13 protein-coding genes are annotated in these 12,874 nt (G+C 66.2%); 3 read left to right on the forward strand and 10 right to left on the reverse strand.

The genetic code is table 11. The features are described 5' to 3' along the window. Positions 1-36 precede the first annotated feature (36 nt). Genes AC5WJ1_RS10390 through ndk form a run of 4 tightly spaced genes read right to left on the reverse strand, consistent with a single transcriptional unit; the run spans position 37 to position 3,414 of the window. Complete coding sequence (locus tag AC5WJ1_RS10390) at positions 37-1,029, reverse strand: RodZ domain-containing protein (RefSeq protein WP_133096532.1); 993 nt, start codon at positions 1,027-1,029, stop codon at positions 37-39. Beyond that, on the reverse strand, positions 1,022-1,801 hold the full coding sequence (gene pilW / locus AC5WJ1_RS10395) for a type IV pilus biogenesis/stability protein PilW (protein ID WP_135705508.1): 780 nt from the start codon (positions 1,799-1,801) through the stop codon (positions 1,022-1,024). Before pilW ends, AC5WJ1_RS10390 begins: the two co-directional genes overlap by 8 nt. Then, a complete protein-coding gene (gene rlmN / locus AC5WJ1_RS10400) occupies positions 1,798-2,952 on the reverse strand; it encodes a dual-specificity RNA methyltransferase RlmN (protein WP_195431953.1) in 1,155 nt (384 codons plus the stop codon). The genes pilW and rlmN overlap by 4 nt, the downstream gene beginning before the upstream one ends. Before the next feature lie 36 nt (positions 2,953-2,988). Continuing rightward, positions 2,989-3,414 carry a nucleoside-diphosphate kinase gene (gene ndk, locus AC5WJ1_RS10405; RefSeq protein WP_010809422.1) on the reverse strand — a complete coding sequence of 142 codons (426 nt, stop codon included), beginning with the start codon at positions 3,412-3,414 and terminating at the stop codon, positions 2,989-2,991. 372 nt (positions 3,415-3,786) lie between these two features. Between ndk and AC5WJ1_RS10410 the strand changes: the two genes are divergently transcribed. Further along, on the forward strand, positions 3,787-4,491 hold the full coding sequence (locus AC5WJ1_RS10410) for a Bax inhibitor-1/YccA family protein (RefSeq protein ID WP_133096535.1): 705 nt from the start codon (positions 3,787-3,789) through the stop codon (positions 4,489-4,491). A 65-nt stretch (positions 4,492-4,556) separates the two neighbouring features. Here AC5WJ1_RS10410 and rlmD read toward each other — a convergent pair whose 3' ends face one another. Next, positions 4,557-5,861 carry a 23S rRNA (uracil(1939)-C(5))-methyltransferase RlmD gene (gene rlmD / locus AC5WJ1_RS10415; RefSeq protein WP_240745996.1) on the reverse strand — a complete coding sequence of 435 codons (1,305 nt, stop codon included), beginning with the start codon at positions 5,859-5,861 and terminating at the stop codon, positions 4,557-4,559. A 236-nt stretch (positions 5,862-6,097) separates the two neighbouring features. Here rlmD and AC5WJ1_RS10420 point away from each other — a divergent pair, with 236 nt between their 5' ends. Next, on the forward strand, positions 6,098-6,952 hold the full coding sequence (locus AC5WJ1_RS10420; RefSeq protein WP_195431955.1) for an endonuclease/exonuclease/phosphatase family protein: 855 nt from the start codon (positions 6,098-6,100) through the stop codon (positions 6,950-6,952). A gap of 43 nt (positions 6,953-6,995) precedes the next feature. Here the strand turns inward: AC5WJ1_RS10420 and AC5WJ1_RS10425 are convergent, their stop codons facing one another. The 5 genes from AC5WJ1_RS10425 to surE are packed head-to-tail and all read right to left on the reverse strand — an operon-like array spanning position 6,996 to position 11,593. Then, a complete protein-coding gene (locus AC5WJ1_RS10425; protein WP_133096537.1) occupies positions 6,996-7,835 on the reverse strand; it encodes a 3'-5' exonuclease in 840 nt (279 codons plus the stop codon). Continuing rightward, the gene (gene rpoS, locus AC5WJ1_RS10430; RefSeq protein WP_133096538.1) at positions 7,832-9,013 is read right to left on the reverse strand and encodes an RNA polymerase sigma factor RpoS; all 1,182 of its coding nucleotides are present in this window, start codon (positions 9,011-9,013) and stop codon (positions 7,832-7,834) included. The genes AC5WJ1_RS10425 and rpoS overlap by 4 nt, the downstream gene beginning before the upstream one ends. A gap of 6 nt (positions 9,014-9,019) precedes the next feature. Beyond that, positions 9,020-9,883 (reverse strand): peptidoglycan DD-metalloendopeptidase family protein, encoded by an 864-nt coding sequence (locus AC5WJ1_RS10435; protein WP_135705510.1) that lies wholly within the window; start codon positions 9,881-9,883, stop codon positions 9,020-9,022. A gap of 8 nt (positions 9,884-9,891) precedes the next feature. Continuing rightward, entirely contained in the window at positions 9,892-10,812 is a 921-nt protein-coding gene (locus AC5WJ1_RS10440; RefSeq protein ID WP_133096540.1) for a protein-L-isoaspartate(D-aspartate) O-methyltransferase, read from the reverse strand. 28 nt (positions 10,813-10,840) lie between these two features. Then, the gene (surE, locus tag AC5WJ1_RS10445; RefSeq protein ID WP_133096541.1) at positions 10,841-11,593 is read right to left on the reverse strand and encodes a 5'/3'-nucleotidase SurE; all 753 of its coding nucleotides are present in this window, start codon (positions 11,591-11,593) and stop codon (positions 10,841-10,843) included. 220 nt (positions 11,594-11,813) lie between these two features. Between surE and AC5WJ1_RS10450 the strand changes: the two genes are divergently transcribed. Next, the gene (locus tag AC5WJ1_RS10450; RefSeq protein WP_063238131.1) at positions 11,814-12,788 is read left to right on the forward strand and encodes an NADPH:quinone oxidoreductase family protein; all 975 of its coding nucleotides are present in this window, start codon (positions 11,814-11,816) and stop codon (positions 12,786-12,788) included. Positions 12,789-12,874: the final 86 nt, after the last annotated feature.

The raw sequence follows: 12,874 nt of genomic DNA on the forward strand, positions 1-12,874 counted from the left end.
AAAGACGCACTGCGCCGCACCTTTCGCCGGCCCGGATCAGGGCAGCGTCAGGCGCGCCACGTTGTTGCGGTTGGCTGCCTTCAGGTCGACCGGCTCGCCGTTGCGCGTCATCGACTCGACACCCTTGACGTTGCCGATCACCACCTTGTACGGGGCCTTGCCGCCGCCGGCCACGGCCTGGCCGGCCTTGGCCGTGCCGCCCAGCACGATCTTGCCGCTGCTGTCGCGGACTTCATACCAGGTGTCGGCGGCGAAGCGGATCTGCAGTTCGCCGGCGCCCGCAGGCGCTGCGGGCACCGGCGCGGGCGTTGCTGCGGCCGGCGCAACAATGGGCGCAACAACTGGCACGGCAGCCACGGCCGATGCCGGCGCGGCAGTCGCGACCGCGGCGCTGACCGGCGTGGTTTCGGCCGAGGGCGCCGGCGAGTCGGCGGCGGCCATTACCGGCGGCAGCGCTGCGGTCACCGTGCCGGGCTCGGTCGGTTGCGCGGCGGCATGTTCTTCCGTCACGGCAGTCTCGGTCGCGCTGCTGCGGGTCTCGATCCACTGGCGGATATGGTCCAGGCCGAACCAGCCACCGGCGGCCAGCACCACCGCCACCAGCGCCAGCCAGACCCAGCGGCCGCCAGCTCCGCCGCTGCGGAAGCGCTTGCGGTCGTCGAACGCCGCATTGAGGCTGCCCTCGCGCTGGCGCGCGATTTCGTTGACCGGTGCCACCGGAGGCTGGAAGCGCGCCAGCAGCGCGTCGATATCGACATGCAGCATGCGCGCGTAGGCCCGCATCACGCCCTTGGCGAAAGTGACGTCGGGCAGCGACTGCAGGTCGCCGGCTTCGATCGCGCGCAGCTTTGGCGCCGCCACTTTCAGGCGTGCGCTGACATCTTCCACCGACAGCCGCTGCGCTTCGCGCTCGCGCGCCAGTGCCGCGCCAATCTCGCGCGCTGCGGCTTCGCGTTCTCCTTCGTGCGCGCCACCGCCGACGTATTGCGTCGGTACGGCCTGGCCTGCGGCGCGGTCGTGCTCACTCATCCCATGCTCCTTGTTCGTATGCGGTCAACTCACGCGAATCGGGGAAGCGGCTGCGCAGCTGCGCGACCAGCGCATCCTGCGTGCGGCCATCGCCCTGGCGGTGTGCAATGCGCGCTCCCAGCCAGAGGGATTGCGCACTGGCAAATTGGCTGCTGTTGACGCGCTGGGCATACTGCCGGGCCTGCGCGAAATCGCCGCGCCGGTAGTAGACCAGCGCCAGATTGGTGTTTGCCACCGGATTGTTGCGGTCGTAGCCTAGTGCGGCCTTCAGATTCTTTTCCGCCTCGGCGCTGTTGCCGCGACGCAGCTCGCACGCACCCAGGCTGATCAGCGGTTTCACCGGACCACCGGCCGACGGCGCCGACACGGCGCGCTGCAGCATCGGCACGGCCTCGCCATAGCGGCCCGACTGGCACAGGAACCAGCCATAGTTGTTGAGCAGGTCGCCGTCGTTGCCGCGCATCGATACCGCGGTGCGGAAGCTGTCGTCGGCCAGCGCCTGCTCGTTCATATTCATGTAGATCAGCGCGCGCACATGGTAGGCATCCGCGAGCGACGGATCGATGGCGATCGCCTGCTTGATCTCGTCAAGCGCGACCGCATTCTGGCCGGCTTCGAGATAGTTGGTGGCCAGCTGCAGCCGGATGCCGGCGCGGCGCCTTGCATCGGTCTGGTCGGAAGCGGTCTGGAGATCCTGAGCCGGCGAGTGCGGCAGCTGGCAGCCGGACAACATCAGCAGCCCGAACAGGGCCGCAGCGATCAGACGGATCATGCAGGGCGAGCCTCCCGAGGCTGGCCGGCGCTGTTGACCGGCACCAGTGGCGTGATCTTGCCGAACTTGCCGCGCTCGGCCAGGCGGGTACGGTCCTTCACTTCCCCGGCCAGCTGTCCGCAGGCGGCGTCGATATCGTCGCCGCGCGTCTTGCGGATGGTGGTCACGATGCCCGCGTCCATCAGCACCTGCGCGAAGCGCCGGATCTGCTCGTTGTTGGAACGCTTCAGGCCCGATTCGGGGAACGGGTTGAACGGGATCAGGTTGAACTTGCACGGCACGTCGGCGACAAGCTTCAGCAGTTCCCGCGCATGCTCGACGCCATCGTTGACGCCGTCCAGCATGCAGTATTCGAAAGTAATGAAATCGCGCGGCGCGAATTCCAGGTAGCGGCGGCATGCCGCCATCAGTTCGGCCAGCGGGTATTTCTTGTTCAGCGGCACCAGCACGTCGCGCAAGGCGTCGTTGGACGCGTGCAGCGACACGGCGAGCGCCACCGGCAGGTCCTTGGACAGCCGGTCCATCATCGGCACCACGCCGGAAGTGGACAGGGTCACGCGGCGGCGCGACAGGCCGTAGGCGTTGTCGTCCAGCATCAGCCGCATGGCCGGCACCACGGCATCGTAGTTCAGCAGCGGCTCGCCCATGCCCATCATCACCACGTTGGAGATGACGCGGTCGTCCTTGGGGCCTCGGCCCAGCTGCTCGCGCATGGCAAACTCCGCCATCCACAGCTGGCCAATGATTTCGCCCGTGGTCAGGTTGCGCGAAAAGCCCTGCTTGCCGGTCGAGCAGAAGCGGCAGTTGACCGCGCAGCCCGCCTGCGAGGAGACGCACAGCGTGCCGCGCGTTTCCTCGGGGATGTACACCGTTTCCACCGCATTGCCCTCACCGACGTCGAGCAGCCACTTGCGCGTGCCGTCGGCCGACAGGTTGTCGGTGATGGCGGCAGGCGCGCGGATCTCGGCCCGGGTCGAGAGCTTTTCGCGCAGCGACTTGGCGAGATCCGACATGGCGTCGAAACGGCTGGCACCGTAGTGGTGGATCCAGCGTTGCAGTTGCCGCGCACGGAACGGCTTCTCGCCGAGCTCGCCGCAATAGGCGGTGAGCGCGTCCGCGTCGAGGTCGAGCAGGTTGACGAGATCGTTCATGACGGCAAACTCGGCTTCAGTTCAGTCAGCAGCCAATTAGCGGCTGTAGACGTTCATGCCCGGGAAGAAGAAGGAAACTTCCACGGCAGCGGTTTCGGCGGCGTCCGAGCCGTGCACGGCGTTGGCGTCGATGCTGTCGGCGAAGTCGGCGCGGATGGTGCCCTTCTCGGCCTTCTTCGGGTCGGTGGCGCCCATCAGGTCACGGTTCTTGGCGATGGCGTTTTCGCCTTCCAGGGCCTGGATCATGACCGGGCCGGAAACCATGAAGTCGACCAGATCCTTGAAGAACGGACGCTCCTTGTGCACAGCATAGAACTGCTCGGCTTCACCGCGCGACAGGTGCACCATCTTGGCAGCAACGATCTTCAGGCCGGCGGCCTCGAAACGGGCGTAGATCTGGCCGATGACGTTCTTGGCCACGGCATCCGGCTTGATAATCGACAGGGTGCGTTCGATCGCCATGAAAAACTCCGAAAAATGAAGGGGTTACAAATGGATTAAACGTGCAATTCTAGCACGAAGACGATGACCCTTTCGAGGGTCTGGGCCGCTCTGGCGCGGGTGTCACCGGTCAAAAGCCACATCCTGGCCGCAAGTAGCACTGGCTGCACATTACATCCTCGTCATGTCTGGAACGTGGCGCCCCGGCGTCCGTCAAACGAAGGCAGCGCGGAACAGGCCGAAACAGGGGCGCGGGTGCCTGCGGGATTACCCCGCCCTTGCAATTCGGCCAACCAGATGCCACATTGACGATGGTTCCGTCCGCGGTCGATCCGAAAATTCTCTTTATTTCGGACAGGCCCGGCGCCTCACCGTTTCGAGACAGGAGTCACCATGGATAACAAGCTGAATACCTACGGTTTCGGCAACAGTGCGTCGACCGTCACTGACGTCGTCGTTCGCAACCGGGTCTTGCGCAACACTTACTGGCTGCTGGCCCTTTCGATGATCCCCACCGTGCTGGGTGCATGGGTCGGCGTGGCCACCGGCTTCAGCTTCATGGCGGGCAGCCCCGGCCTGTCGCTAATCCTGTTCCTGGCCATCGCGTTCGGGTTCTTCTTCGCCATCGAGAAAACCAAGAACAGCAGCATGGGCGTGGTGCTGTTGCTGGCATTCACGTTCTTCATGGGACTGATGCTGTCGCGCCTGATCAGCGCAACGCTGGCGTTTTCCAACGGACCGGCGCTGATCATGTACGCCTTTGGCGGCACGGCGGCAGTGTTCGGCGCGATGGCGACCATCGCCACCGTCAGCAAGCGCGATTTTTCCGGCCTGGGCAAGTTCCTGTTCGTCGGCCTGATCCTGCTGATCCTGGCCAGCGTTGCCAATATCTGGCTGCAGCTGCCGTCGCTGATGATCACGGTGTCGGTGATCGCGATCGGTATCTTCTCGGCTTACATCCTGTTCGATGTACAGCGCGTGGTGAACGGCGGCGAGACCAACTACATCACCGCCACGCTGGCGATCTACCTCGACGTGTACAACGTCTTCGCCAACCTGCTGGCGCTGCTGGGCATCTTCGGCGGCAGCCGGGAATGACGGCAAACGCCGCGGCATGAAAAAAGCCGGCCAAGGCCGGCTTTTTCTTTTGGCGCACGGCGCGGTCAGTCGCGGTCGAATACCGCAATCGACTCCACGTGCGACGTGTGGGGAAACATATTGACCACGCCGGCGCCGCTCAGGCGGTAGCCCGCCTCGTGCACCAGCAGGCCGGCATCGCGCGCCAGCGTGGCGGGACTGCACGACACGTAGACGATGCGCCGCGGCAGCACGTGGCTGCCCTGCTGCGCCAGCTCGCCGAGCGCCTTGCTCACCGCGAGCGCGCCTTCGCGCGGCGGATCGACCAGCCAGCGGTCGAAGCGGCCCAGCGCGGCGATGTCGTCGGCAGTGACTTCGAACAGGTTGCGGCACGCGAACTCGGTTTTGGCGGCCAGCCCGTTGTATTCCGCATTGGCCAGTGCGCGCGTGGTCAGCGCCTCGCTGCCCTCGATGCCCATCACCGACTTGCCCTGCGTGGCCAGCGGCAGCGTGAAATTGCCGATGCCGCAGAAAAGGTCGAGCAGGCGGTCGCCCGGCTGCGCATCGAGCAGGCGCAGCGCGCGGCCGATCAGCACGCGATTGATCTGGTGGTTCACCTGCGTGAAGTCGGTCGGCTTGAACGGCATGCGGATGCCGAATTCCGGCAGCGTATAGGCCAGCTCGACGTCGGTCGGGTAGAACGGGTAGACCGTGTCCGGCCCCTTCGGCTGCAGCCAGAACTGCACCTTGTATTCATCGGCGAAGGCGCGCAGCAGGTCCTTGTCGGCATCGGTCAGCGGCTCGAGGATGCGCAGCACCAGCGCCGTCACTTCATGCCCGACGGCCAGCTCGATCTGCGGCATGCGGTCGCGGATCGACAGGCCCGCCACCAGTTCGCGCAGCGGCACCAGCATCGCCGAGACATGCGGCGGCAGGATTTCACAACGCGTCATGTCGGCGACATAGCTGCTCTTGCGCTCATGGAAGCCCACCAGCACGCCGCCCTTCTTCACCACGTGGCGCACGGTCAGGCGCGCGCGGTAGCGGTAGCCCCAGTCCGGACCGGCGATCGGCCGGAACACCACGTCGGGCTTCACCTTGGACAGGTGCCACAAGTTGTCTTCCAGCACGCGCTGCTTGATCGCAAGCTGCGCGCGCGAATCCAGATGCTGCATCGAGCACCCGCCGCAGACACCGAAATGCTGGCAGCCCGGCTTTACGCGCATCACCGATTCTTGCAGGACTTCGCCGAGGTGCGCCTGCTCGAAGCTGGGCTTGCGCCGGTAGCTGCGATAACTGACGGTCTCGCCCGGCAATGCGCCTTCGACGAAGATCACCTTGCCAGGCGTGCCGTCCTCGTTCACCAGGCGGCCGACGCCGCGTGCCTCCATGTCGAGGCTGTCGATCGACACCACGGGGTCGACGCCCGGAGCATTGCCATTGGCATTGCCACGGCCACGGGGCTCTTTTGCGGCGGGAGCGGCACCCGGTGCAGCTGATTCGGGCGCGACGGCGGTCGTTTCTTGTGGGGAGGACACGGCTTGGGACACCAGATAAAACCTGACGTATTGTTTTACGAAAGCGCGATTGTATGCCAGACCGGCCGGGTCAACGATGGAGGCGTCGCATGGAACTGATTTCTTGGAATATCCAATGGGGCCGCGGCGCGGACGGGCGTGTGGACCTGGCGCGGCAGGTGGACACACTGCACGCGATGGCCGATGTCGATGTGATCTGCCTGCAGGAAGTCACGCGCGGATTCGGTGAACTGCGCGGCGAGCCAGGCATCGACCAGGTTGCCGAACTGACCGCCCTGCTGCCAGGCTATCACCTGCTCTTTGCGTCAGGCGTGGACCGGCGCGACCGCAACGGCACACACAAGCAATTCGGCAACCTGATCGCCACGCGGCTACCAGTACGCGAGGTATTCCGGCACGCCTTGCCGTGGCCGGCGGACCCGCAAGTGGCGTCGATGCCGCGCGTTGCGCTGGAAGTCACCGTCGAAGCCGGCACGCAGTCGCTGCGCGTGATCTGCACGCACCTTGAGTATTACTCGGCGCTCCAGCGCGCGGCGCAGGCCGAAGCCCTGCGCGACTGGCATGCCCAGGCCTGCGACCACGCGCGTCGCCCGGGCCGCAGCGAGAAGTGGCCCGGGCCGTTCACGCCGGAACCGCGCCCCGCCGAAGCCATCCTGTGCGGCGATTTCAACAGCAAACCCGACGACATTGCCTATCGGCGCATGCTGGAGCCGTTCGACGACGCCACCACGCCATGGCGCGACGCCTGGCTGCTCACACATCCCGGCCAGCCGCACGCGCCGACCTGCGCCATCCATGACAAGGAGCAATGGCCCGAGCCACCGTTCGCCTGCGACTTCATGTTCGTCACGGACAACCTGGCCGCGCGGATCCGGCGTTGCGAGATCAACGCAGATACGGCCGACTCGGACCACCAGCCGATCCTGCTATCGCTGGACCTTTAAGGCCGTGGCGCCCGCCGGCGGGTGTCCGCGGGCGCAGGCGCGATCAGTCCTCGAAGTCGTCGGCTTCGGGCGTGAGGCGCTGCAGGCGGAAGGCCTGCAGGTATTCCATCCACTGTTCGCCAGGCAGTTCCGCCAGCGATTCCTGAACGAGTTCCATCTCCATGTCGAACTCGCGCGGCGACATGCCGCCGCGCATCAGCTGGAAACGGCAGTACATCAGGTAGGTATTGACGACGTCGGTCTCGCAGTAGGCGCGGATCTCGTCGAGCTGGCCAGCCTGGTAAGCATGCCAGACCTTGCTGCCATCCATCCCCATCTTGCCCGGGAAACCGCAGAGCTTGGCGAGGTCATCCAGCGGCGCGCTGGCGCGCGGCTGGTACATCGCCAGCAGGTCCATCAAGTCCAGGTGCCGCATGTGGTAGCGGCTGATGTAGTTGTTCCACTTGAAGTCACGGCTATCTTCGTCGCGGCCCTCGCCCATCTCCCAGTAGCGCGGCGCGGTGACGCCGTTGACCAGGCCGCGGTAATGCAGCACGGGGAGATCGAATCCGCCACCGTTCCATGAAACCAGTTGCGGGCTGTAGCGGGCGATCAGTTCGTAGAACTTCTGGATCAGCGTGGCTTCGTTGTCCTCGATGGTGCCGAGCGAGCCCACATGGAACACCGCCGAGCCATCGCGGTGCGTGCGCCGCAGCACACAGGAAATCGCGGCGACACGCTGAAGGTAGTGCGGCAGGAAATCGCTGCCGGTTTTCTCGCGGCGGGCGGCGAAGGCGTGTTCGGCGACTTCGCCGTCGCTCATCGCATCGGGGTGGTCATGCAAACGGCGCAGGCCGGCGACATCGGGAATGGTCTCGATGTCGAATACCAGCACAGGGGTCATAAAACGGCGTCCTTCCTGACACCTTGCGAAGCGAAATGCCGCTTGAGCTTGACCAGCGCCTCCTGCTGGATCTGGCGTACGCGCTCGCGCGTGAGGCCCATCTCCTCGGCGAGCTCTTCCAGCGTGGCGGGCTCGATATGGTTGAGGCCGAAGCGGCGCTCCACCACATAGCGATGCTTTTCCGACAGGCGTGCCAGCCAGAGCTTCATCAGCCCTTCCAGCTCGCGGTGCGCCACCTCCTGGTCGGGGGCGGCGTTGTGCTCGTCGGAGAGGAAATCCAGGAGGCTCGAGCCGGGATCGAGGTCGAACGGCGTATCGAGCGAGGTGGTATGTTCGTTGAGTGCCAGGACGTCCTGCACTTCGTCCGGCGTCTTGCCCAGCAGGTGGGCGATGTCTTCCAGGCTGGCATCGCGCCCGTCGGTGCCGCCCTTCTCCAGATGGCGCTTGGCGCGCAGCACCTGGTTCAGTTCACGGATCACGTGCACCGGCAGGCGAACGGTGCGGGCCTGGTTCATGATGGCGCGCTCGATGCTCTGGCGGATCCACCAGGTCGCATAGGTCGAGAAGCGGAACCCGCGCGACGGATCGAATTTCTCGATCGCGTGCATCAGGCCCAGGTTGCCTTCCTCGATCAGGTCGAGCAGCGGCACGCCGCGATTGAGGTAACCCTTGGCGATGCTGACCACCAGCCGCAGGTTGCGCTCGATCATGACCTGGCGCGCGGCAAAGTCGCCGTCCTTGGCCAGCGTGGAAAAATGCAGTTCCTCCGGCGCGGACAGCAGCGGCTTGATGCTGATGCGGTTCAGGTAATGCTGGACGGTGTCGGCGGCCAGCTCGGTATGCAGCACCGTGCGGAAGTCATCGTGCTCGGCCGCTGCGCCGTCGCTGCCGTTCTCGCCTTCGCTGTCTTCCTCGTCCTCGGACTCGTCATCGTCATCATCGCGCAGATGGCGGTCGTTGTCGTCGGCGAGCAGGTCCGCTTCGCGCAGGCCCACCGAAGTGGACGTGGCGATCGGCTCGTCGGTCGCGGGAATCAGGTCGGCAGCGAGATCGGGCTCGAACGCTTGCGCGTCGGCGTGCTCGTCGGGATGTGCCACACCAGCCTTCACTTCCGGCTGCTTGGGACGGCGAGCCCTGCTGACAGTTGTTCCGGAGGAGACGGTTTTCTGGCGTGGCATGAACCCTCACTGTGGCGGCAGGTACCGCATCGGATCAACCGGTTTTCCGTTCTTGCGAACTTCGAAGTGAAGCTTCACCCGGTCGGTATCACTGTTGCCCATCTCCGCAATCTTCTGGCCCTTGCGGACCGCGGATTGCTCTGCCACGAGCACCTTTTCGTTGTGCCCGTACGCAGTAAGAAATGTCTCGTTGTGTTTGATGATGACAAGATTCCCGTAGCCGCGCAAGGGGCCAACGTGAATCACTCGGCCATCGTCGGCGGCCAGCACCGCATCGCCCTTCTTGCCCGCAATATCGATGCCTTTATTGCCCTTGTCATCGAATTTACCGACCATCTGGCCGGTTGCCGGCCAGGCCAGCTTGATCGCGCCGTCAGCGGCCGGCGCGGCGGGGGTGGCGGCCGCTGCCGCGGGCGTTGCCGGCGCCGCCGCTGCGGCGGCAGGCGGTGCTGCGGGCGTGCCCACCGGGCGCGCCTGGTCGATCGGCTGGGACTGCACCGTGGCCGGGGCGATCGGCGTGGTGGAAACCCCGGGCGCAGCGTTGACGTCGGCACCCGGAGGCACGATGCGCAACAACTGGCCAACTTCGATCTGGTTCACATTGGACAGGTTGTTCCAGGTCGCGACGTCACGGTACGACTGGCCGTTTTCCAGGGCGATTCGATAAAGCGTATCGCCTCGCTTGACCCGATAGTATCCAGGCGGTGCCGGCTCCATCGACGCGGCGGCAGCGCCCGAGGTGGAGGTGCGGTCAACGACAGGGGCCGGCATCGGCGAATTAGCGCAGGCGGCCAGCAGGGCCGTCAGCGCGGAAGCCGTAAAAAGTTGACCGGCGCGTGCGAAATATTGCGATTTCACGATGTTGTGCATAGTTCGACTCAGATGGTGCCCGATTTTAAGGGCACAAAGAAAACGGCTTCAAGCGCGGTTCGGTGAAAGCGATGGCGGTTGCGCCGCTCGATCAGCAGCAGCTGCTGCGTCACCGTCTGGCCGGGCACGCCCGCCGGCGGCACCACGGCCACCGGGGCGATCAGCCGCCCGCCTACCTCCAGCTGTTCCAGCAGCGCCTGTGGCACCTCCATGCCGGCAGCGGCCAGGATGATGGCCGAGAACGGGGCCGCCTGCGGCAGCCCGAGCATGCCGTCGCCATAGTGCAGGCGCAGGTTGGGTACGCGCAGCGGGCGCAGGTTCGCCTTGGCCTGTTCGTGCAGCGGCCGGATGCGCTCGATCGAGAAGACTTCGCGCGCCACCTGGCTCAGCACCGCGGCCTGGTAGCCGCAGCCGGTGCCGATCTCCAGCACGCGCTCCAGCGGCGTGTCGGCGGCCAGGCCGTCGCGCAGCAGTTCGATCATGCGCGCCACCACCGACGGTTTGGAAATGGTCTGCTGGTGGCCGATCGGCAGCGCGGCGTCTTCATACGCCTGCGAGGCCAGCCCCGGCTCGACGAACAGGTGGCGCGGCACCGTGGCGATGGCCGACAGCACGCGCTCGTCGCGGATGCCGCCGGCGCGCAGCCGGCCCGCCAGCGCGGCACGCGCACGCGCGGAAGCCATGCCCCCGCCGCCGGCCGTAGCCGCCGAGGCGCGCTGCTCCACGGCGCTCGCGGGTGCGGGCGCCGGCGCAGGCGCGGCTGTACGCGGCAGCCTTGGCTTGGCGGGTTTCGGGGGCGGCGCGGCTGCCGTCCCCGTGCGCCGCGCGTCGACGGCAGGCATGCCGGCGGTGCGTGCCGGTGCGGGCTTGCGTTCGACGACCGCGTCCAGCGGCAGGGGGAACTTGTTGCGTCGGGGCGTGGAACTCATCGGGGGCGCGACACTGCGGAGCGGCTGCCTATTTCAGCCACTGGTCGAGCGCGTCGAGCTGCCCGCGGTGGGTCAGGTCGAGCTGCAACGGCGTCAGCGAGACATAGCCGGCGGCAGTGGCATGGAAGTCCGTGCCTTCGCTGGCATCGCGCGCATCGCCGGCCGGGCCGATCCAGTAGTTGGTGTCGCCGCGCGGATTCACCTGCGTGATCACCGGCTGGGAAGGATGGCGCTTGCCCAGGCGCGTGGCGCGATAGCCCTTGATATGTTCGAACGGCAGGCTCGGGATATTGACGTTGAGCAGGAAGGGCTCGGCGGGCGGCTGGCTGATGATGCGCTCGACCACGGTGCGCGCGATGCGCGCGGCTGCATCGAGATGCTCCCAGCCCTTGTCGACCTGCGAGAAGGCCACCGACGGGATGCCGAGCAGATAGCCTTCGATGGCGGCGGCGACGGTGCCGGAATACAGCACGTCCTCGCCCATGTTCTGTCCCTGGTTGATGCCGGACACCACCAGGTCGGGCTTCTCATCCAGCAGCCCGGTCAGCGCGATGTGCACGCAGTCGGTCGGCGTGCCGTTGACGAAGCGGAATCCCTTCTGCACGCCTTCGCGCGCTTCGTAGATCGACAGCGGGCGCTGCAGCGTCAGGGAGTTGGAAGCGCCGCTGTGGTTCTGCTCGGGCGCAATGACCGTAATCCGGCCCAGCGGGGCGAGCGCAGCATGCAGAACGGCCAATCCCGGCGCGAGATAACCGTCATCGTTGGCAAGGAGGATATGCATGGCGCGATTGTACCTGAGCGCGCGCCGCACAAGCGCCCCGTGCGCCGCGCCGGAATCCCGTCCGGGCGCACGCCGCGAGCCGGTATGCAGGGCGCAAATAACCGCCCCCGCGGGTTCGGCATGGAACAGAACGACCGTGCTATTTGTACGCTACACTTGCCCTGCCCGCCCGCTTAAGCTTGACTGGCGCGGAAGCCATACACATCGAAACGGAGACAAGATGAAAGCCGTACTGTGCAAAGCCTGGGGCCCCCCTGATTCCCTGACCGTGGAAACCCTGCCTGACCTGGTGCCGGGCGCTGGCGAAGTGGTCATCGACGTGAAGGCGGCCGCCGTCAACTTCCCGGATGTGCTCATCATCCAGAACAAATACCAGGCCAAGCCTGCGCTGCCGTTCAGCCCCGGCTCCGAGCTGGCCGGCGTGGTCAATGCTGTGGGCGAAGGCGTCACCCACGTCAAGCCGGGCGACAAGGTCATCGCCTACCTGGGCAATGGCGCATTTGCCACGCAGGCCAAGGCGCCCGCCGCCTCGGTGGTGCCGATGCCGCCGGGCATCGACTTCGAGACCGCCGCGGCCTTCACGCTGACCTACGGCACTTCGCACCATGCGGTGATCGACCGCGGCGAGCTGAAGGCGGGCCAGACCATGCTCGTGCTGGGTGCGGCCGGCGGCGTGGGCATCGCGGCGATCGAGATCGGCAAGGCCATCGGCGCGCGCGTGATCGCCGCCGCGTCTACCGACGAAAAGCTGGCGGTGTGCAAGGAGCACGGAGCCGATGCGCTGATCAACTACAGCACCGAAGACCTCCGCGAGCGCGTCAAGGCGCTGACCGACGGCAAGGGCCCGGATGTGGTCTACGATCCGGTGGGCGGCATCTATGCCGAGCCGGCGTTCCGCTCGATCGGCTGGCGCGGCCGCTACCTGGTGGTGGGTTTTGCCAATGGCGAGATCCCGAGGCTGCCGCTGAACCTGGCGCTGCTCAAGGGCGCATCGCTGGTGGGCGTGTTCTGGGGCGACTTCGTGCGCCGCGAGCCTAAGGCCAACCAGGCCAACATGGCGCAGATGCTGGGCTGGATGAAGGAAGGCAAGATCCGTCCGCATATCTCGGCGCGCTATCCGCTGGAACAGGCGCCGCAGGCGCTCAAGGACATGGAAGCGCGCAAGGTGACCGGCAAGATCGTGATCGTGCCCTAATCGTGCCCTCGGCGTGCGCTGAAGCACGCGCCAGGCGGCGGGCGCCCTGCCCGCCGCCGATAAGAGAGGCGCAGGACATGCGGCAA

The organism is Cupriavidus sp. MEYA8 (assembly GCF_059278825.1).